The 19527-nt window shown below is 66.9% G+C and carries 23 protein-coding genes and 1 tRNA gene; 17 read left to right on the forward strand and 7 right to left on the reverse strand.

What is annotated here, in order from left to right:
- Positions 1-89 precede the first annotated feature (89 nt).
- From AC5P9W_RS10605 to AC5P9W_RS10615, 3 genes are all read left to right on the forward strand, one after another.
- Complete coding sequence (locus tag AC5P9W_RS10605; RefSeq protein ID WP_058979781.1) at positions 90-464, forward strand: hypothetical protein; 375 nt, start codon at positions 90-92, stop codon at positions 462-464.
- 73 nt (positions 465-537) lie between these two features.
- A complete protein-coding gene (locus tag AC5P9W_RS10610) occupies positions 538-1221 on the forward strand; it encodes a response regulator transcription factor (protein WP_053520384.1) in 684 nt (227 codons plus the stop codon).
- A gap of 25 nt (positions 1222-1246) precedes the next feature.
- Positions 1247-2671 (forward strand): ATP-binding protein, encoded by a 1425-nt coding sequence (locus AC5P9W_RS10615; RefSeq protein ID WP_032953760.1) that lies wholly within the window; start codon positions 1247-1249, stop codon positions 2669-2671.
- A 127-nt stretch (positions 2672-2798) separates the two neighbouring features.
- On the opposite strand, the gene AC5P9W_RS10620 is transcribed toward AC5P9W_RS10615, so the two are convergent.
- Positions 2799-3590, reverse strand: a complete 792-nt coding sequence (locus AC5P9W_RS10620; protein WP_495219179.1) for a M90 family metallopeptidase — start codon at positions 3588-3590, stop codon at positions 2799-2801.
- Positions 3557-3835 carry a hypothetical protein gene (locus AC5P9W_RS10625; protein ID WP_005411956.1) on the reverse strand — a complete coding sequence of 93 codons (279 nt, stop codon included), beginning with the start codon at positions 3833-3835 and terminating at the stop codon, positions 3557-3559. Before AC5P9W_RS10625 ends, AC5P9W_RS10620 begins: the two co-directional genes overlap by 34 nt.
- A 144-nt stretch (positions 3836-3979) precedes the next feature.
- On the opposite strand from AC5P9W_RS10625, the gene birA reads away from it, so the two are divergent.
- The 6 genes from birA to AC5P9W_RS10655 all read left to right on the forward strand — a co-directional run bounded on the left by birA (position 3980) and on the right by AC5P9W_RS10655 (position 7511).
- Positions 3980-4948 (forward strand): bifunctional biotin--[acetyl-CoA-carboxylase] ligase/biotin operon repressor BirA, encoded by a 969-nt coding sequence (gene birA, locus AC5P9W_RS10630; RefSeq protein WP_164144457.1) that lies wholly within the window; start codon positions 3980-3982, stop codon positions 4946-4948.
- Positions 4945-5676: a type III pantothenate kinase gene (locus tag AC5P9W_RS10635; RefSeq protein WP_019661840.1), complete on the forward strand. Its 732-nt coding sequence runs from the start codon at positions 4945-4947 to the stop codon at positions 5674-5676. The genes birA and AC5P9W_RS10635 overlap by 4 nt, the downstream gene beginning before the upstream one ends.
- Before the next feature lie 9 nt (positions 5677-5685).
- On the forward strand, positions 5686-6540 hold the full coding sequence (locus AC5P9W_RS10640) for an SPOR domain-containing protein (protein WP_188250543.1): 855 nt from the start codon (positions 5686-5688) through the stop codon (positions 6538-6540).
- A 40-nt stretch (positions 6541-6580) separates the two neighbouring features.
- A tRNA-Thr gene (locus AC5P9W_RS10645) sits at positions 6581-6656 on the forward strand.
- 206 nt (positions 6657-6862) lie between these two features.
- Positions 6863-7150, forward strand: a complete 288-nt coding sequence (locus AC5P9W_RS10650) for a type II toxin-antitoxin system RelE/ParE family toxin (protein ID WP_111097688.1) — start codon at positions 6863-6865, stop codon at positions 7148-7150.
- 58 nt (positions 7151-7208) lie between these two features.
- Positions 7209-7511 carry an addiction module antidote protein gene (locus tag AC5P9W_RS10655; protein ID WP_058979789.1) on the forward strand — a complete coding sequence of 101 codons (303 nt, stop codon included), beginning with the start codon at positions 7209-7211 and terminating at the stop codon, positions 7509-7511.
- A 460-nt stretch (positions 7512-7971) separates the two neighbouring features.
- On the opposite strand, the gene AC5P9W_RS10660 is transcribed toward AC5P9W_RS10655, so the two are convergent.
- A complete protein-coding gene (locus AC5P9W_RS10660; protein ID WP_495219182.1) occupies positions 7972-8379 on the reverse strand; it encodes a hypothetical protein in 408 nt (135 codons plus the stop codon).
- Between the two features lie 582 nt (positions 8380-8961).
- Here AC5P9W_RS10660 and AC5P9W_RS10665 point away from each other — a divergent pair.
- Complete coding sequence (locus AC5P9W_RS10665) at positions 8962-9732, forward strand: DUF3011 domain-containing protein (protein ID WP_495219183.1); 771 nt, start codon at positions 8962-8964, stop codon at positions 9730-9732.
- Between the two features lie 24 nt (positions 9733-9756).
- Here the strand turns inward: AC5P9W_RS10665 and AC5P9W_RS10670 are convergent, their stop codons facing one another.
- Positions 9757-10104: a hypothetical protein gene (locus tag AC5P9W_RS10670; RefSeq protein WP_057503835.1), complete on the reverse strand. Its 348-nt coding sequence runs from the start codon at positions 10102-10104 to the stop codon at positions 9757-9759.
- 131 nt (positions 10105-10235) lie between these two features.
- On the opposite strand from AC5P9W_RS10670, the gene rocF reads away from it, so the two are divergent.
- The 3 genes from rocF to AC5P9W_RS10685 all read left to right on the forward strand — a co-directional run bounded on the left by rocF (position 10236) and on the right by AC5P9W_RS10685 (position 11879).
- Entirely contained in the window at positions 10236-11156 is a 921-nt protein-coding gene (gene rocF, locus AC5P9W_RS10675) for an arginase (protein ID WP_021203836.1), read from the forward strand.
- A 162-nt stretch (positions 11157-11318) separates the two neighbouring features.
- Positions 11319-11456, forward strand: a complete 138-nt coding sequence (locus AC5P9W_RS10680; RefSeq protein WP_019661832.1) for an entericidin A/B family lipoprotein — start codon at positions 11319-11321, stop codon at positions 11454-11456.
- Positions 11457-11657: 201 nt separating this feature from the next.
- Positions 11658-11879 carry a CsbD family protein gene (locus tag AC5P9W_RS10685; RefSeq protein ID WP_019661831.1) on the forward strand — a complete coding sequence of 74 codons (222 nt, stop codon included), beginning with the start codon at positions 11658-11660 and terminating at the stop codon, positions 11877-11879.
- A 72-nt stretch (positions 11880-11951) separates the two neighbouring features.
- Here the strand turns inward: AC5P9W_RS10685 and AC5P9W_RS10690 are convergent, their stop codons facing one another.
- Complete coding sequence (locus tag AC5P9W_RS10690; protein ID WP_019661830.1) at positions 11952-12752, reverse strand: hypothetical protein; 801 nt, start codon at positions 12750-12752, stop codon at positions 11952-11954.
- Between the two features lie 108 nt (positions 12753-12860).
- Between AC5P9W_RS10690 and AC5P9W_RS10695 the strand changes: the two genes are divergently transcribed.
- The 4 genes from AC5P9W_RS10695 to AC5P9W_RS10710 all read left to right on the forward strand — a co-directional run bounded on the left by AC5P9W_RS10695 (position 12861) and on the right by AC5P9W_RS10710 (position 17508).
- Positions 12861-14153 (forward strand): tryptophan--tRNA ligase, encoded by a 1293-nt coding sequence (locus AC5P9W_RS10695; RefSeq protein WP_111097681.1) that lies wholly within the window; start codon positions 12861-12863, stop codon positions 14151-14153.
- 166 nt (positions 14154-14319) lie between these two features.
- Entirely contained in the window at positions 14320-14616 is a 297-nt protein-coding gene (locus AC5P9W_RS10700; RefSeq protein WP_111097680.1) for a hypothetical protein, read from the forward strand.
- A 201-nt stretch (positions 14617-14817) separates the two neighbouring features.
- Positions 14818-15750 (forward strand): MBL fold metallo-hydrolase, encoded by a 933-nt coding sequence (locus AC5P9W_RS10705; RefSeq protein ID WP_111097679.1) that lies wholly within the window; start codon positions 14818-14820, stop codon positions 15748-15750.
- A gap of 105 nt (positions 15751-15855) precedes the next feature.
- Positions 15856-17508, forward strand: a complete 1653-nt coding sequence (locus tag AC5P9W_RS10710) for a M28 family metallopeptidase (RefSeq protein WP_206621625.1) — start codon at positions 15856-15858, stop codon at positions 17506-17508.
- Between the two features lie 163 nt (positions 17509-17671).
- Here AC5P9W_RS10710 and AC5P9W_RS10715 read toward each other — a convergent pair whose 3' ends face one another.
- Together AC5P9W_RS10715 and AC5P9W_RS10720 are read right to left on the reverse strand one after the other, a co-directional pair.
- Positions 17672-17971 (reverse strand): hypothetical protein, encoded by a 300-nt coding sequence (locus AC5P9W_RS10715; protein WP_031270448.1) that lies wholly within the window; start codon positions 17969-17971, stop codon positions 17672-17674.
- 67 nt (positions 17972-18038) lie between these two features.
- Positions 18039-19373 (reverse strand): MFS transporter, encoded by a 1335-nt coding sequence (locus tag AC5P9W_RS10720; protein ID WP_206621618.1) that lies wholly within the window; start codon positions 19371-19373, stop codon positions 18039-18041.
- Positions 19374-19527 lie beyond the last annotated feature (154 nt).

The following is a 19527-nucleotide window of genomic DNA, read 5'->3' on the forward strand; positions in this document are numbered from 1 at the left end:
GCAAAGGAATTGTAAAGGCCGGGTCCCGCACCCGGCTTCCGGATTTACGACTTTTGAACGAATCGCCGTGCTCGGCTAGGATCGCATCGATGTCTTCCGCTCCCTTCCATCGCCGCATTGCCCTGGCCACCTGCGTGGCGCTGTCGGCTGTGCCGCTGTCGTCGGCGCTTGCGCAGCAGCCGCCGCGCGGCGACCAGGGGCGCGCGGAGATGATGGAGCGGGGCGAGCGCGGTGGCCGTGGCGACGAGCGCTCGCTGTCCGATGCCGTGCGCCGCGTGCAGCGCACCACCGGCGGCCACATCCTCGGCGCCGAGCGCGTGCCGTTCGATGGGCGTGACATCAACCGGGTGAAGTACATGGACGACCGGGGCCGTGTCCGCTACATGGACGACCCCGCCCCGTCGCGTTCACAGCCGCGCACGCCGCGGTCGGATATGTCATCACTACGCGGCGATAACCCCTGAACAGGGATAGTTGTCGCTATCAACCCGTACCCCACAGGCCTCCGGGCCACACCCAGGACACTAGGGAGAGTTCATGCGTATCCTTCTGGTCGAAGACGAAGCCCCGCTGCGTGAGACCCTGGCAGCCCGGCTCAAGCGCGAAGGCTTTGCCGTCGATGCTGCGCAGGACGGCGAGGAAGGCCTCTACATGGGGCGTGAAGTTCCGTTCGATGTCGGCATCATCGACCTCGGCCTGCCCAAGATGTCGGGCATGGAGCTGATCAAGGCCCTGCGTGACGAAGGCAAGAAGTTCCCGGTGCTGATCCTGACCGCGCGTTCGAGCTGGCAGGACAAGGTCGAGGGCCTGAAGCAGGGTGCCGACGATTACCTGGTCAAGCCATTCCACGTCGAAGAGCTGCTTGCCCGCGTCAACGCGTTGCTGCGCCGCGCCGCCGGCTGGAGCAAGCCGACGCTGGAATGCGGTCCCGTTGCACTGGATCTCGCCGCCCAGACCGTCAGCGTCTCTGGCAGCAATGTGGACCTGACCAGCTACGAGTACAAGGTGCTGGAGTACCTGATGATGCACGCCGGTGAACTGGTCTCCAAGGCCGACCTCACCGAGCACATCTACCAGCAGGACTTCGACCGCGATTCGAACGTGCTGGAAGTGTTCATCGGCCGCCTGCGCAAGAAGCTGGACCCGGATGGCGAACTGAAGCCGATCGAGACCGTGCGCGGCCGCGGCTACCGTTTCGCGATTCCGCGCAACGAGGGCTGAGCCGGCTCAGCCTGGCGAAACCATGATGTCCGGCCGTCTGTGGTTCTTCCGACGCTGGCGGCCGCGCTCGCTGCAGGCGCGCCAGATGCTTGCCGCGTCCGTGGGCCTGGTCGCGTTCCTGGCCCTGGCCGGTTACGCACTCGACGCCGCCTTCGCCGATACGGCGAAGGCGAACCTGCGTGAGCGCCTGAAGAACTACGCCACCGCCTACGCGGCCGGCATCGACTTCACCCGCGACCGCTCGCTGTACATCCGCGAGCAGCCGCCGGATTCGCGCTTTGACGTGCCGGGCAGTGGCCTGTACCTGCAAGTGGTGATGCCGCACGGCAAGGGCAATTCGATGTCCGCCGAAGGCCCGATGCTGCCCACCGTCGGCGGCGGCCTGCTGGCACCGCGCCAGGAAGTGTTCGAAGGCCCGCTGCCGATGATCCAGATCGACGGCAGCCAGGGCTCGGTGTACCGCTATGGCCTGGGCCTGGTGTGGGACGCCGACGCCGACCCGGCCACCGAATTCCCCTACACCATCTACGTGATGGAAGACTCGCGCGCGCTGGGCGCGCAGCTGCGCGTGTTCCGTGGCCGGGTCTGGTTCTACCTGGGTGGCATCGGCCTGATCCTGCTGCTGCTGCAGACCGTCATCCTGCAGTGGAGCCTGCGGCCGCTGCGTCGCGTGATCACCGAGCTGACCAAGGTGCAGCGCGGCGAAACCGAGCGCATGAGCGAGCGCCACCCGCGCGAGCTGGAGCCGCTGACCGACAGCATCAACGCCTTCATTGAAAGCGAGCGCGAGAACCTCGAGCGCCAGCGCAATACCCTGGCCGACCTGGCGCACAGCCTGAAGACGCCCATCGCCGTGCTGCGCACGCAGATGGACAGCGGTGCCGGCGATGGCGCCCTGCGCGAGGAGCTGGACGTGCAGCTGCAGCGCATGAACAACCTGGTCTCCTACCAGCTGGCACGTGCTGCATCGTCGGGCCACAAGCTGTTCTCCGCGCCGCTGCCGATTGAATCCAACGCCGAGGAGATCGTGCGCGGCCTGGAAAAGGTCTATGCCTCCAAGGGCGTGCTGTGCGAATTCGACATTGACCCGGCCGCGCGCTTCCACGGCGAACCGGGCGACCTGCAGGAACTGCTCGGCAACCTGCTGGAAAATGCCTTCAAGTGGGCCAACCGCCGCGTGTTGCTGACCGCGCAGCCGCTGCCGGCACCGAACGCGCGCCGCGCCGGCCTGCTGCTGGCGGTGGACGACGATGGCCCGGGCATTGCCCCGGACGACATCGGCAAGGTGCTGCAGCGTGGCGTGCGTGGCGACGAGCGCGTGCAGGGCCACGGCATCGGCCTGTCGATCGTGCAGGACCTGATCAAGGACTACCGCGGCGAACTGGCCGTCGGCCGTTCCAGCGAACTGGGCGGCGCCCGTTTCGAAGTGCGCTTGCCGCCGGGGCCGTAAGCCGCACGTTCCTGTCCGCCGGGCATCGCCTGGCGCAACAACGCGTGGTGTTCCGGTAGTGCCGGCCGCTGGCCGGCAACCTCATGATCCTCGGTGGCATTGCCAAGGTGCCGGCCAGCGGCCGGCACTACCGTATTGCGATCCTGGGCGGCTCGCCATAGAACCGCCGCAGCTGCGCGGCCACCTCCGGCAACGCCTGCTGCAGCAGATCCGGTGCCGAGAAGTGATACTCGCTGGTCACCGCGAAGAATTCTTCCGGCGCTTCGGCCGCATACGGATCGATCAGCGTTTCTTCGCCCGCATCCACCTGCGCGCAGAACGCATCGTAGGCGCGCTGGAAGATGGCCGCCCACTCACGCTGCCATTCGCGCGGCAGCGGCGGCGTGCCGTCCATCGCGCCATCCAGTGCATCCAGCTTGTGCACCATCTCGTGCACCGCCACGCAGTAGCCCTCGTGCGGCGCGGCCAGGTCGGCCTGCACATCGGCCCACGACAGGATCAGCGGACCGCTGTCCCACGATTCGCCAATCAGTTCGTCATCCCACTCATGCAGTACGCCGGCCGCATCCATGTGGCTGCGATGTACGCGGAATGCATCGGGGTAGACGATCAGCTGCGACCAGCCTTCCAGACCCACCTCGCCGAACTCCAGCAGCGGCAGGCAGCACAGCGCCGCCAGCAGCACGCCATCGCCGGCCTCCAGCTGCAGCTCGCCGATCGGCGTGATGGTCTTCTCGTGCAGGAAGCGCGTGGCCAGCACGCGCAGGCGTGCGCGGCGTTCGTCGTCCAGGCCGCGCAGCCAGGCCGCACGGCGGCAGGCCTCATTCCACAGTACATCGTCGATAGGCCGCGGCGCAGGTCGCAGCCACTGCAGCAACGACTTGATCAGCGGAACATTCCCGGCAGGTAGCTGTGCCACTTCGGTGCGCGGATGCGCTGCAGCACGTCGTCGTCGCTGCCACCGCCGCCCGTGCTGGTGTTGGCTGCCGGGCGGACCGGTGCCGGCTTGGTGGTGGCGGCCGAAGCGGTCGCGGTCGGTGCACGCTGCGAGGCGGCATCGCCGTTGGAGGACACGCAGGCGCCGCGGCTGTCGTCCAGCGCTGCCGTCGCAGACGCCGCGAAGGGCATCGTCAGCAGGATCAGGCAATGGGCATAGCGGCGCATTGACGACATCCACGTTAAGGGAAGGTGAGTTCCCGATTCTAGCCCGAACCCGGCGCCCCGTTGGAAGCCCCCGCAGAACCCAGCGTGGCGGGCGCCGCTGGCGGCTTTCCCGCATAATTCCTTCCTGACTTCGTGGAAGCTGCCGTGGACGACCGCCAATTGCTGGCCAAACTCGCTGCCGGTCGCCTCTCCGGCGACGCCCTGGCCCGTGAGCTGGGCCAGACCCGGGCGGCCATTTGGAAGCGTATTCAAGGACTTAGAGCCGCCGGTGTGGACATCGAAGGCCGTGCAGGTGAGGGCTATGGCCTGACCCGCCCGGTCGACCTGCTGGACCCGGATGCGATCCGTGCCGGCCTGCCCGCCGAGGTGCTGCCGCTGCTGTACGACCTGCAGGTGGCCTGGACGGTGGACTCGACCAATGCCGAATTGCTGCGTTGCAGCGCGCCCCAGCGCGGGGTGAGCGTCCTGCTGGCCGAACGCCAGACCGGCGGCCGCGGCCGTCGCGGCCGTACGTGGGCGTCGCCGCTGGCCGCGCATGTGTACCTGTCGGTGCTGCGGCTGTTCTCCGGTGGCCTCGGCCGCCTGGCCGGGCTGAGCCTGGTGGCCGGCATCGCCGTGGCCGAAGCGCTGCACGACCTGGGCTATACCCAGGCGCAGCTGAAGTGGCCGAATGACCTGATCGTCGATGGCAAGCGCAAGCTGGTCGGCCTGCTGGCCGAGGGCGGTGGCGAATATGCCGGCCCGGCGCGCGCGGTGATCGGCATCGGCATCAACACGCACATGCCGCCATCCTTCGCCGAGCAGATCACCCAGCCGTGGGTGGACCTGGACACGCTGGCCGGCAAGCCGGTGGACCGCAACGTGGTGGTTGCTGCCGTGCTGGCGCGCCTGCTGCCGGCACTGGAAGAATTCGATCGCGAAGGCCTCGCTCCCTTTCTGCCGCGCTACGCCGCGTTCGACATGCTGGCCGGTCGCGAAGTACGCGTGGAACTGGAAGGGCAGTGGCAGCATGGCACCGCGCTCGGCCTGGCCGATGACGGCGCCTTGCGCGTGCGCATCGATGGCCGTGAGCGCCTGCTGCACGCCGGCGAAGTCAGCGTGAGGGCGGCATGAGCGATTGGTTGTTCGACCTCGGCAACTCGCGCTTCAAGTTCGCGCCGTTGCAGGGCGACCGTGCCGGTGACGTGCAGGCCTGGGCGCATGGCGCCGAAGGCATGGCCGGACAGCCGCCGCACAGCCTGCCCAGCGGCACCACCGCGTTCGTGGCCAGCGTGGCCGCACCGTCGCTGACCAGCGCGATGCTGGACCAGCTGCAGCGTCGCTTCGAGCACGTGCACGTGGTGCGTACCAGCGCCGAATGCGCCGGTGTGCGCATTGCCTATGCCAAGCCCGAAAAATTCGGTGTGGACCGCTTCCTGGCCCTGCTGGCCGCGGCCAAGGCGCAGCGCCCGGTGCTGGTGGTCGGGGTGGGCACCGCACTGACGATTGATCTGCTCGACGCGGACGGCCAGCACCACGGTGGCCGCATTTCCGCATCGCCCACCACCATGCGCGAAGCACTGCATGCCCGTGCGGTGCAGCTGCCGGCTACCGGCGGCGACTACAGCGAATTCGCCAACGACACCGCCGATGCGCTGGCTTCCGGTTGCGATGGCGCCGCAGTGGCGTTGATCGAACGCAGCGCGCAGCAGGGGCACGCGCTGCTGGGCGTGGCGCCGTCGCTGCTGGTGCACGGGGGCGGCGCACCGGCGCTGATGCCGTTGCTGCCCGGCGCCGACTACCACCCCTCGCTGGTGCTGGATGGTCTCGCCCGCTGGGCGGTGCACCAGCCCGCAGGCTAGTATCCGCGCATGCTGACCCGTGCCCTGATCGTCGTACTGGCCATCCTCAACCTTGGCGTCGCCTGCTGGTGGCTGCTGCGCGATGCACCACAGAAGCCTGCGCCGCCACCGCAACCCACGGGCGTGGCCGAGCTGCGCTGGGTGCCCGGTGGCGTGGATGCCGCTGCGGCCGCCGAAGCCACGGCTGCCGCGCCGACCGCGCCGTTGATGGAGCGCGAACCGGCGGAGAAGACGGCCGTGGCTGTAACGCCGGCGCCCGCCGCCCCGGCCAAGCCGGAGAGTGCCAAGCCGCAGGCGGCCGAAGCTGCGCCTGCCGCCACATCGGTTGCTGGCGCCGACAAGCCGGTCGCAGCGCCCGTGCCAGCACCGGGAAAACCCGCAACCCCGCCCGAGGCTGCCGAACCGCCGCGCTGCGTCGCGCTGGGCCCGTTCGCCGACCGCGCCGCCGCGAGCAGCGCGCAGGGCAAGGCCGGCACGCTGCTCAGCCAGGTGCGCCTGCGCGAACAGCCCGCTGCCAGCGGCAGTGCCCGTTACCGGGTGATGCTGCCGGCCGCCGCCAACCGCGACGAAGCGCAGGCCACCGTGAAGCGCATCGTCGCCGCCGGCCTGAGCGACTACTACATCATCAGCCAGGGCGAGGACGCCAACGCCGTGGCGCTGGGCCAGTACCGTAATCGCGAGGGCGCCGAGCGCCGCATGGCAGCGGTGCAGGCCGCCGGCTTCCAGCCGCGCCTGGTCGCCAGCGGCGACGCCGGCCAGTGGTGGCTGGAAGCGCAACTGGCGGCGGGCACGCAGCCGGCCCAGGCCCAGCAGCGCAGCGGGGCGGCACAGAGCCGGTCGCTGGAATGCACGCGGTTGCGCTAGAATCCCCTGACTGCGGCGCTGCCGCCGGTGATCCACCCATGCCGCTTTAGCTCAGTTGGTAGAGCAACTGTCTTGTAAACAGTAGGTCATCCGTTCGATTCGGATAAGCGGCACCACCACACTCCAGTTGTGCAGCTCGACATGGCGGCGCAGTAATCGGTCGAGCACTGCTCCCTGCTGCGTCTCTCCCGTTCTTTTCCTTCCTTGCTGTTATCTCATCTTGCACCTGACGAGGCGCGTCCCACCTGCCTGTGCGCGTGCTTCGTGGTTGATGCGCGTTTCTCGTAGTTGAAAATGTGTAGCCAGTAGGCTACATTTTTCCATGAAGATCCAGCGTACCCGTCAGTTCGCGACATGGATTGACGCTCTCAAGGACGTAACTGCACGCGCTCGCATCCTGGCCCGTATCGGTCGGCTCGCCGAAGGCCATCCGGGTGATCACCGCCGTCTGGGGGACGGTATTTCCGAACTGCGTATCGATGCAGGGCCGGGCTACCGCCTGTACTACACCCAGCGCGGCAGGCAGTTGCTGATTCTTTTGGTCGGAGGTGACAAAAGCTCACAGCATCGCGATATCGAAAAGGCCAGGGAGATTGCACGTGCCCTGTGAGCGTCGAACCGGCTGTAGTCGAAACGAATCAATACCGAAGTACTGGAGCTGTTCCATCATGGCCACCAAGAAAAAAGTCGAACTCAAAGCATTTGATGTGGCCGAACACCTTCGGACACCCGAAGAAATGGCCGCCTATCTCGACGCCTGCATCGAGGAAAGCGACGGCGATTCCGCGTTCATTGCCAAGGCGCTCGGCGACATCGCGCGCGCTCAGGGTATGAGCAAGGTTGCGCGCGCGGCGGGCCTGTCGCGCGAGAGTCTTTACCGCGCACTGTCCGGCGAACGCAGCCCCGATTTCGCCACCATCCTGAAGGTGACCCGTGCCTTGGGTGTGCGTCTGCATGCCAGTGCCGCGTGAGGCATCAAGGCACTGCGCTCCACTTCCGCCGCCTCAAGAAGTCAGGTGCGATCAGTCTCAATCAAACCGGATGATGCGGATCAACCCCCTTGTCGACGATCCATCTCCGAAGGCGGCCGACGTGCCACAAGTGAACACCTCCTTCGCACCTTCGTAATTGATGAATGAGATCGTGCAATTCGTCCGCGTTCCAGGACGGATCCGGGTGATGGCTCTGTCATTCAGCACGAAGCTGTACCACATGACTTCAGGGCTTATCGAGAGCGCCATGGGCGTGCGGTGGAGGCGATCAACTCGGCAACAGCGCCGGCGCGCGAATCCACTTCGTCCAGCCGCAGCTCAACGAGAACAGGCTTCAGGTTTGGATAGGGTGCGCTCATTCCAGCAGCGGGTCTGCCTGATTCGCTAGCCGGGGCAGTGACGTTGTGAACCTGTGCATTGGGCATCTCAATGTTCTGAATTACTGAGCCCCACCCACCTGCAACGCCACATACTCCGCCAGCCCCCGGCAGGCCAGCATCAGACCCTCGCGCGTGCCATCGCCGATGTCGTCCTTCTCTTCCCCATCCACGCGCACGCGCTCTGCGGCGTGGTACAGCTCCAGCAGCGATACCAGGCCCACTGCGGCGCGGTCCCTGCGTGCGGCAGCCACGGCGTCGCCAGGTGTGCCTGCCGGTCCCTGCCACGGCTGTCCATCGGCGGCGTCACCGGCCTGGATGCGCTGCAGGCAGCCGGGCAGGTTGATGGGCGCGGGTGCATCGTTGGCGGCGGCAAAGGCGGCTTCCAGCGGCTGCGCCAGTTCCAGCGGCAGATGCAGGGCGGCGTCGCCCAACGTGGCGGTCAGATACGGGTAGAGCGTCTTAGACATACGGGCATCCTCGTCAGGCACAGAGGTGCCGCCACGATAGGGTGGCGGGCGATGCGTGGCTTCCAAGACCGGAGATCGATGAGCCGGCGGGCACAGGGCCCCCACGCACCGCCCGCCGTCGATCGGCGAACGGATTGCCAGCCGGCGCCGCTCTTGGGAGGACGACGCCGGCTGGCAAGCGTATACAGCTTCAATCAATCGGGCTTGGAAGACCCGGCCACCTCTGCAGGTGGCGATTCATCATGCGCACGCCAAACCCCCGCCTGCCAGTCGATTGTTTCGATGGCATCGGGTGATCTGAAAGGAAAAATGAATTATCGCGATTGGCCTGTTCGCGCCGCTGTGATGCAGAAAGCGACATATCGCGCAGTGCGATCATCCGCTGGAAATCTCGGGCGTCGGCGCTGTTGCAAGGCGTGGAACCGCCTACCAAGTAAAGCTGGCTTAACAGCCCGGACAGAGCGTCACGGCCACCATAGCAAACACACCCCTCAAAACGCGCACCCGGATACTGATTCTCCTCACACACCGCTCCCGGCTCCCCACCGCATACTTCGGGCACATACCATTCGGGACCTCCCCATGCGTCGCCACGCCCTGCCGCTCACCGTCGCACTGTTGTCCGCCGCGTTCGCAGCCCCGGCCATGGCCGCTGTGCCGTTCTTCAACGCCAGCTGCCCGGGCGGCATCGATGTTCACGCAGACGAGGGCGGGCCGGTCTATGTGCAGGGCCGCGAGGCCACGCTGAAACATTTCAACGACCGCTATTTCGAAGCCCGCGACGCCAACAGCGGCATCACCCTGTCGATCAGCCGCAGCGATGACGGTACGCCGCAGATCAGCTACACCGGCCGAGGCGGCACCAATGGCATCTGTCAGGTCAGTACCAGCGGCACGCCCGCGCCCGCTGAAAGCAGCGCCCGCCCTCGCGACGCTGCCGCCGGCGATGCCGCGCTGCCGCGCGAAGTCACCTGCGAGTCCACCGGCGAGCAGCAGGCGTCGTGCGATCTGAATACCCGCGGCAATGTGGAAATCGTGCACCAGCTCAGCCGTACCCGCTGCGAGGAGGGCAAGAACTGGGGCCTGTCGCGGCACTCGGTGTGGGTCAATGGCGGCTGCCGCGCGGTGTTCCGCAATGTGTCCTCGGTGACTACCCCCGCGCCGACAGGCGATACCGCGTTGGGCGCCTGCAACATGCGCAAGGGCGCGCAGGGCGCCCTGGTCACCCAGATGCCTGTGGGCAGCGATTACCAGGAACTGATCATCGATTACCCCGATGGCCGCTTCCTGTGCATGATGCGCAACAACGGCCAGGTGCAGAGCGTGACGCCGGTGCGCCGCCGCGGACGCTGAGCGCGCAGCGGGTTGGGACAGGCTTCAGCCGCAGGACCTATACAGCAACACCCACGCCAGCATCAGGGTGAACATACCAACGAAGGTCAGGCCGAACCACAGCGCGGCCACCTTCACGTTGCCGATCAACGCCGCCAGCATACGGTGCAGTTCGCTTTTCAGAATCGGGTATTCAGCGTGTGCCTTGCGCAGACGCTGCCAGCCCAACCCGAGGAATACCAGGGTCGAGAACGGCACCAGCAGCAGTGTCGCCTGCATCAGCCAGCCATTCGGCGACGCATCGATCGAGTTGCTCAAAAAAACCGCAAAAACGGCGACCGGCAGCGCCACGGTGAAAAAGCGTGGCCAGGCGGTATTGATGAAGGGCGACATCGCAATCTTCCATGAAGGGCGGTTGGGTCCGCGCGGCATCATGCCATGCCAATGCCCTGCTGCACCGCCGCGAGTGGTGTCACACAGCTCTAGCTAGACTGTGCTTCTTTTTCCCCCGCAAGGAGGCACCCATGGCCCATCCCATTTCCGTATCCCTGATCGGCGTTCCCACCGATGTCGGTGCGGGCCATCGCGGTGCACGGCTGGGGCCGGAAGCGCTGCGCGTGGCGGGCCTGCCGGAGGCGCTGGAAGCGCGCGGCGTGGACGTGCGCGACCTGGGCAACCTGGATGGCCCGCGCAACCCGTGGACCGCGCCGGTGCAGGGCTACCGCCATCTGGAGGAAGTGGTGGCGTGGAACCATGCACTGATGGAAGCCAGCTATGCCGAACTGCAGGCCGGCCGCATGCCGATCATGCTCGGCGGCGACCACTGCCTGGGCATCGGTTCGATCACTGCCGTGGCACGCTGGTGCCGCGAGCAGGGCAAGACCCTGCGCGTGCTGTGGCTGGATGCACATTCCGATTTCAATACCAGCGATGTCACCCCCTCGGGCAACATCCACGGCATGCCGGTGGCCTGCCTGTGCGGCCTCGGCCCGGAGGCGCTGACCCACCTCGGCGGCAGCGCACCGGCGATCACTCCCACCCAGGTGCACCAGATCGGCATCCGTTCGGTGGACCCGGAAGAGAAGCGCCTGATCAAGACCCACAACGTGGATGTCTATGACATGCGCTACATCGATGAGAACGGCATGAAGCGCACGGTCGAAGCAGCACTGGCGGGCATCGACGAGAACACCCACCTGCATGTCAGCTTCGACGTCGACTTCCTCGACCCGAGCATCGCGCCGGGCGTGGGCACCACCGTGCCGGGTGGGGTGAACTACCGCGAGGCGCAGCTGGTGATGGAGATGATCGCTGACACCGGGTGCATGGGGTCGCTGGACATCGTCGAGCTCAACCCCTTGCTGGACAAGCAGAATGCCACCGCCGAACTGGCCGTGGACCTGGTCGAGAGCCTGTTCGGCAAGTCCACCCTGATGCGCGACTAAGGCAACCGCCTGAACGGATCGCCGATCCGTTCACACCCGCTCCACGCCCCTGCCGCCAGATTGCACTTCACGCGGCGGCGGCGGGCATTGGCCTTCTCCCGCTGAGCGAAAGAATCCCATCCGCGAATGAAGCGGTGTAGCGGCAAACCCAAGGAGAAGCCCATGAAGCGCGTAGTTGCCCTGATGCTGTTGTCGATGTTCTCGGTGGCCCTGCTGGCCGGTTGCAACACTGTGGCCGGTGCCGGCAAGGACGTGCAGAAGGCCGGTGAGAAGGTTGAGGATGCCGCCAAGGGCAACTGAGCCCGGCGCGGAACGGAAGGAAAAAGGCCGGGGATCATCCCCGGCCTTTTTCTTGCACGCTGCCACACACGGCTGTGCAAGCGGAGTGAACCATTCAAGCAGGTGAGCACGCATTTCATTGCTGGTTGACCGGTACTCAACAGCGACTGCGCGAAGCTGGAACCACGGTAAGAACGCCGTTGCAACCAAGGACTCCCAGCAATGAACAAAGACATCATTTCCGGCAAGTGGTCGCAGCTGAAGGGCAAGGCCCAGGCCAAGTGGGGCGATCTGACCAACGACGATTTCGATGTGGCCGAAGGCAATGCCGAATACCTGGCCGGTCGCCTGCAGGAGCGTTATGGCTGGGCCAAGGACCGCGCCGAGAAGGAAGTCCGGGATTTCGAAGACAGCGTGCGCAAGGATTACCCGGATTACAAGTAAGCCCCCGGATTTCCCCCACGACACAACGCCCGCGCCGAAAGGTTGCGGGCGTTGTGTTGTCTGCGCGGAGGATCAGCGTGCCGGCGGGTCCGGCACGTAGCGGTTGGGGAACGCCTGCGGTTCGCGCGGCAGGCGTGACGGCGAATCGACCAGGATGCCGCGCGCGCGCAGGTTGCGGGCGCTGTCGTAGCGCAGCTGCAACACCTGCGCCGGGCTGCGGCTGGCGCGCTCGAACTCGGTATCGCGCACCGAGGACTGCTCGCGCGCGCCGTGGCCGGTGCCCAGCGCCGGCGCCTGCGGCTTGCTGGCGTAGCCCTCGATGCGGCTGGCGCTGGCATCGGCGGCCGCTTCGGCCTGTGCAGCCGGCGCCGGCGGTGGCAGGCCGCGGCGCAGGATCGGCTCAGGGCGCCAGCGGCGCGCTTCCTCGAACACGGCCACGCCCACCACGCCGATGTTGTCGGGGCGGCCGGTGCGGCTGGCATAGCTGCCGCTGGGGCTGCTGAAGACGAACTGCGCCACTTCGTCCTGGCTCTTGCGCCAGCCGGTGATGTCGGCGCGCTGTCCGGGGTTGAGCACGTAACCGGTCTGCGAGGGATCGGCATCTTCGCCGGAGATGGCGTTGACGCCGTCCACCGACAGCACCACCAGCACCCGGCGGGGGCTGTCGTTGTACAGGCGCACGGCGTAGCGGTGCCCGCGCTCACCGGCCACCCAGCGCTGGCCCTCGGCGGGGTAGCTGCGCAGTTCGGTGCCGCGGTCGCGGTCGACCAGGGCCATGCGCACGGGGCCGCCCTCGTAGACCGGCGGCGGCATCGGGGCCGGGCGGAAGCCGGCCAGAGGCAGGATAAGCAGCAGGGGCAGCAGGCGTTTCATCGGGCGTCTCCAGCGGGGTTGCGTGAATGAACGCGCCGCGGGCCCTGACGGGGTTGGTGGCGTGCAAGGTAAACTGGCCCCGTTCATCGAAGGTTACCCCACGCAGTCATGACCACCCGAGTCCTTACCGGCATCACCCCCTCCGGCACGCCCCACCTGGGCAACTACGTTGGCGCCATCCGTCCGGCCATCGCGGCCAGCCGCGCGCCGGGGATCGAGAGCTTCTTCTTCCTGGCCGACCTGCACAGCCTGATCAAGTCGCAGGACCCGCAGCGCACCCAGCGCGCGACCCTGGAGATCGCAGCCAGCTGGCTGGCCTGCGGCCTGGACCCGGAACACGTGTGGTTCTACCGCCAGAGCGACATCCGCGAGACGACGGAGCTGATGTGGTTCCTGACCGCCATCGCCAGCAAGGGCATCCTCAATCGCGCGCATGCCTACAAGGCGGCGGTGGACAAGAACCGCGAGGAAGGTCTGGACGAGGACGCAGGTGTCAGCGCCGGCTTGTTCATGTACCCGGTGCTGATGGCTGCCGACATCCTGATCTTCAAGGCGAACCAGGTACCGGTGGGCCGTGACCAGATCCAGCACATCGAAATGGCGCGCGATTTTGCCCAGCGCTTCAACCACGTGTACGGCAAGGAGTACTTCCCGCTGCCGGAGGTGGTAATCGACGAACAGGTGGCGACCCTGGCGGGCCTGGATGGCCGCAAGATGAGCAAGAGCTACCACAACACCATTCCGCTGTTCGTGCCGCGCGAGGAGCTGAAGAAGCTGGTGTTCTCGATCCTGACCGATTCGCGCGCACCGGGCGAGCCGAAGGACACCGAGGGCTCGGCACTGTTCCAGATGTACCAGGCCTTCGCCACCCCGGAACAGACCGCCGAATTCGCTAGGGCGTTCGCTGCGGGCATCAGCTGGGGCGATGCCAAGCAGCAGCTGTTCGAGCGCATCGACAGCGAACTGTCGCCGCTGCGCGAGCGCTACAACGCGCTGATGGCCAAGCCGGAGAAAATCGAAGCGCTGCTCAAGCGCCGTGGCCAGCAGCTGCGCGAGCAGTTGGCGGCACCGCTGCTGGAAGAACTGCGCCACGCCGTGGGCCTGCGCGACCTGTCCACGGCGGGCGACATCGCCAGCGAAGATGCCGGCGTGGCCCGCGTGGCGCCGCCGCAGTTCAAGCAGTACCGTGAGAAGGACGGCCGGTTCTACTTCAAGCTGACCGCCGGTGACGGCACGCTGCTGATCCAGAGCGAAGGCTTCGATTCGCCGCGTGATGCCGGGCAGTTGATTGCCGTGATCAAGCAGGCCGAGCAGGGCGACCAGCTGCAGAGCGAGCTGTTCAAGCTGGACGCCGAGGTGGACGCGGTACTGGCCGCGCTGGCCGTGCTGCGCGAAGAATAAAGGTCGTGCCGGCCGCTGACCGGCAATTGCATGGGAAACGCCGGCCAGCGGCCGGCACTACCACGGTATTTGCATAGGGAATGCCGGCCAGCGACCGGCCCTACCCGCGAACGAAGGTCATGGCATGATGTCCGCGCGCCTCCGGCGCGATGACATGGAGTCTGCGATGGCCTGGTTGTCGCTGCTGCTGTTCCTGCCCTGGTTCCTGCTGCTGGGCAGCCTGTACTGGCTGTTCCCGCGCCAGCCGCGCACCCCGCGGCGGCGCCTGTTCGATGGCACCACCCTGTTGCTGGCTTTCGCGCTGAGCATCGCGTCGATGCTGTGGGGCTACCGTATCGGCGTGATGCAACCCGGTGCCGGCCCGATCTGGCCGCAGGTGCTGGCGGTGCTTTACGCCTACGGCGCGTTCCTGGCGGTGCTGGTGCTGGCGCTGCTGCTGCGGCCGCGATGGCTGGACCGGTAGTCCCGCCTTTGTAGAGTCGAGCCATGCTCGACTTCGCGTGCCGCTGTAGAGCCGAGCCTATGCTCGGCTGGTGCCTGACAGAATGGCAGCCGAGCGTGGGCTCGGCTCTACAGAAGCGCCCTCCGACCAAAGCCGCATCGAACCCGGGTCGCCTGCGCGCCTACCATGGTGTCTGTTCCCGATCCTGCCAGGTGCGTGCCGATGACCGCCGACCCCAGCATCCATCCCATCGATACCGGTTTCCAGCGCCCGGACTTCGACGCGGCTTACCTGATCGTTGAAAGCGGCCGCGCGGCCTTTGTCGATTGCGGTACCGGCCTGTCGGTGCCGGCGATGCTGCAGGCGCTGGCGGATGCCGGCCTGGGCGTGGACGCGGTGGACTGGTTGCTGCTCACGCACGTGCATCTGGACCACGCCGGCGGCGCCGGCCTGCTCATGCAGCAGCTGCCGAACGCAAAGGCGGTGCTGCACCCGCGCGGTGCACCGCACATGATCGACCCGACCCGGCTGATCGCCGGTGCTACGGCGGTGTATGGCGCCGAGGAAATCGCTCGCAGCTATGGTCGTATCGAGGCCATTCCCGAACATCGTGTGGTGGTGGCCGAGGACGGCCACCGTATCGACCTGGCCGGCCGCGAGCTGGTATTGCTGCACACGCCGGGCCACGCACTGCACCACTACTGCGTATGGGATGCACGAAGCCGCAGCTGGTTCACCGGCGATACCTTCGGCATTTCCTACCGCGAGCTGGACAGCGCGCAGGGGGCCTTCATCTTCCCGACGTCGTCGCCGGTACAGTTCGACCCGGAAGCGATGAAGGCCTCGATCCGGCGCATGCTGGGCTACGGCCCGCAGGCGATGTACCTGACCCACTACGGTCGTGTGGAACAGGTGGAGAAACTGGCCAACGACCTGTTCGAGCAGATCGATGCGATGGCCGCCATCGGCCGCCAGTGCGACGGCCGGCCGGACCGTCACCGCTGCCTGCTGGCTGCACTGCAGGCGCTGTACCTGGAACGTGCGCAGCTGCATGGCTGTGCGCTGGACGATGCGGCGGTGACTGCGGTGCTGGCGATGGACATCGAACTCAACGCGCAGGGCCTGGCCTGCTGGCTGGATCGCATCCGTCGGTAGCTCCACGCCATGCGTGGATGACGCAAGCTCACGCTGCACCGCGATGTCACGACCACGTTACACTCTGGTGACTTCCAAGCTAGCCGTGGTACTGCCGTGAATCCGATGCGCGTGTTGCTGCTGTCGTCCTGCCTGTTCGTCGGTGGCCTGGCCCATGCGGCCAATGACCTTCCCGGTGGCGGCATCGATCCGCAGGCACTGTCGCGGCACGTGCGCGTGCTGGCGTCGGATGAGTTCGAGGGCCGCGCACCGGCCACCGAGGGCGAAGAGCGCACGGTGCAGTACCTGATCGAGCAGTTCCGCAGCTATGGCCTGCAGCCGGGCGGCGTGGACGGCAGCTGGGTGCAGCCGGTGCCGCTGGTGCGCGCGCAGCTGGAGGGCGCGGCCAAGGCCAGCCTGTCGCTGAAGCAGGGCAAGCGTGCGCTGGCCAATGGCGTGGACGTAACCCTGCAGAGCCTGCAGCCGCGCAAGCGCGTGCAGATCAAGGATGCACCGTTGGTGTTCGTCGGTTACGGCATTGATGCGCCGGAACGCCACTGGAACGACTACAAGGACGTGGACCTGCACGGCAAGATCGCCGTGGTGCTGATCAACGACGCCGATTTCGAAGCCGATGCGCCGGGCGCGTTCGACGGCAAGGCGGTGACCTACTACGGCCGCTGGACCTACAAGTTCGAGGAAGCCGCACGCCGTGGCGCCGAGGGCGTGCTGATCGTGCACGAGACCGCGCCGGCCGCCTATGGCTGGGCCACGGTGAAGAGCTCGGGTACCTCGCCGCTGTTCGACATCGAACGCAGCCAGGCCGAGGCGATGGCGCAGCACACGCCGCTGCGCGGCTGGATGCAGCGCGAGCTGGCCGAGGCGATCTTCGCCGACGCCGGCCTCGACTTCGATGCGGAGAAGCGCAAGGCGATGCGTGCCGACTTCCGCCCGGTGGCGCTGGACAACGCCAAGCTGAGCGTGGACTTCGCGCTCAAGCGCGAACAGGTAGTCACCCGCAATGTGGTGGCCAAGCTGCCCGGTGGCGAGCATGCCGACGAGGCGGTGATCTTCTCCGCGCACTGGGATGCGTTCGGTGTCGGCCAGCCCGACGCCAAGGGTGACCGCATCCGCCGCGGTGCGATCGACAACGCCACCGGCGTGGCTACGGTGCTGGAACTGGGCCGTGTGTTCGCCGCTGGCCCGCAGCCGCAGCGTACGCTGTACTTCGTGGCACTGACCGCCGAAGAGAAGGGCCTGCTGGGCGCCAGCTACTACGCCGCGCATCCGCTGGCGCCGCTGGACAAGACCGCTGCGGTGCTGAACATCGAGATGTTCAGCCCGGATGGCCCGACCCGCGACATCGCCTCGTGGGGCAAGGGCCGGGTGTCGCTGGAAGGCGACCTGGAACGCGTGGCCAAGGCCCGCGGCCGCAGCTACAGCCCGGATCCGAACCTGGAAGCCGGCTTCTTCTACCGCGCCGACCACTTCGCCTTTGCCCGCCTGGGCGTGCCAGCGATCACCATCGGCCCGGGCCTGGACAAGCTGGAAGGTGGGGTTGAAGCCGGGCGCGCGCTGCGCGAGAAGTACTTCGCCGACTGCTACCACCAGGCCTGCGATGCCTGGACGCCGAGCTGGGACCCGAGCGGCCACGCTGCCGACACGCTGCTGGTCTACGACCTGGGCGCCGAGCTGGCCAACAGCCGCCGCTGGCCGACGTGGGAAAAGGAATCGGAGTTCCGCGGCGCGCGCGACAAGAGCGAAGCGGCCCGCCGTTGAGGATCGGGATCGGCGGGGTGTCATGTCATTCCGCCGCGGGTAGAGTCGACTGATAGTCGACTATCGCGCGCAGCGCGGGTTTTTCGGTGCCGACCGAGAGAGCAGTCGACTAACAGTCGACTCTACCGATTGCCGATTGCCGATTGCCGATCAGCGGCCGGCACTACCTGCGCCGGCGCAACAGCGCCCACGCGCCCCAGCCACTGGCAGCGAGCGCTGCCAGATAGCACGCCACCATCGTGCGCAGGCCGACCAGCGATCCGCCGTTGACGCCGCGATGCAGGCGCAGCTGCAGCGAGCTGTGGCCGCTGCCCAGGTCCACTGCCAGCTGCAGCGCCAGTGCGGCGCAGAACAGCAGCAGGGCGACCCCGAAACCGATGCGTGGCCATGCGGCCTGTGCGCTGGGGCGGCGCAGCAGCCAGGCCAGTGCCGTGGCTGCGGCCAGCGTCACCGCGATCCACATCAGTGGAGGAGCGGGAGACGCAGCGGCCACCGGCAGTGCACCGGTGGCCGCGATCAGGGCAACGCGCTTACTTGCGGGTGCCGTCGAGCCAGTTCGGGCCCTTGTTGGTAAGGAAGAACACATAGACCACCAACGATACCGCGATCGTGGCAGTCACGTAGAGGGCGAACCAGTCGACGTGGCCGGTCTTCAGCGCGCCCTGGTACAGCAGCGGGGCGGTGCCGCCGAACAGCGAGTTGGCCAGCGCGTAACCCAAGCCTACGCCCAGCGCACGCACGTGGGTGGGGAACAGCTCGGCCTTCACCACCGCGTTGATGGACGTGTAGCCGGTGAGGATGACGAAGGCCAGTGCCAGGGTCAGGAAGGCCAAGGTGGCGTCATGCTGGTGCGGTAGCTGGGTGATCAGGTACCAGCTGTACAGCACGCCGCCGGCGCCGAAGAACACCAGCAGGGTCTTGCGGCCGATGATGTCAGACAGCCAGCCGCCGACCGGCTGCAGCACCATCAGGAAGGCCAGCACGCCCAGGTTGATCAGGGTGCCGGTCATCGGATCGTTGCCGGCGAAGGCGCTCTGGATCATCTTCGGGCCGTTCACCGAGTAGGTGTAGAAGGCCACGGTGCCACCGGCGGTGATCAGGAAGCACAGCAGCAGCGGCCGCCACTGGTGCACGAACAGTTCGTACATCGAACCGGATTTCTGTGCCTTGCCCTCGCGCGCGGCCTCGATGGACGACTCCGACAGCGATTCGTCCATGCCGCGGCGCAGCCAGAACACCACCACTGCGGCGACGCCACCGATGCCGAATGCGATGCGCCAGCCCCACTCGGAGATCTCCGGCTTGCCCCAGAAGGTCAGCATCAGCAGCAGGCTCAGCTGGGCCAGCACATGGCCGCCGACCAGGGTGACGTAGTGGAAGGAGGACAGGAAGCCGCGGCGGCCCGGGATGGCGGCCTCGGACATGTAGGTGGCGCTGGCGCCATATTCGCCGCCGGTGGCGAAGCCCTGCAGCAGGCGCGCGAACAGCAGGATCACGGCGGCCCAGATGCCGATGCTGGCGGCGGTGGGGGTGATGGCGATGAGGAACGAACACAGTGCCATCAGCGTGACCGAGACCGTCAGCGCCAGGCGACGGCCATGGCGGTCGGCGAAGCGGCCGAAGAACCAGGCACCAATCGGGCGCATCAGGAACGTGGCGGCGAAGATCGCCCACACGTACAGGGTGGAGTTCTTGTCGTCCGGCGAGAAGAACTGCGATTCGAAGTACACGGCGAACACCGAGTACACGTAGACGTCGTACCACTCCACCAGGTTGCCGGCGGAGCCTTTGAGGGTGTTGGAGATCGAACGCCGCAGGGCGGCACGGTCGTTCGCGGGTACGGCAGGATGGGACGTGGTGCTCATCTGGGTGGGAATCCTCGATGCGGCGCGTCCGTGCGCAGGGAAAACGGCGCCCGGCCTTGGGGCGGCGCGGCCGGACAGCCCTCTTGGTACTGCATGGGCCGTCAACACGGGGTAGCAGACCAGAGCAGGGTGCATGGATGGATGACAGCGTGCC

The organism is Stenotrophomonas sp. YJH_SMC_33 (genome assembly GCF_059372295.1).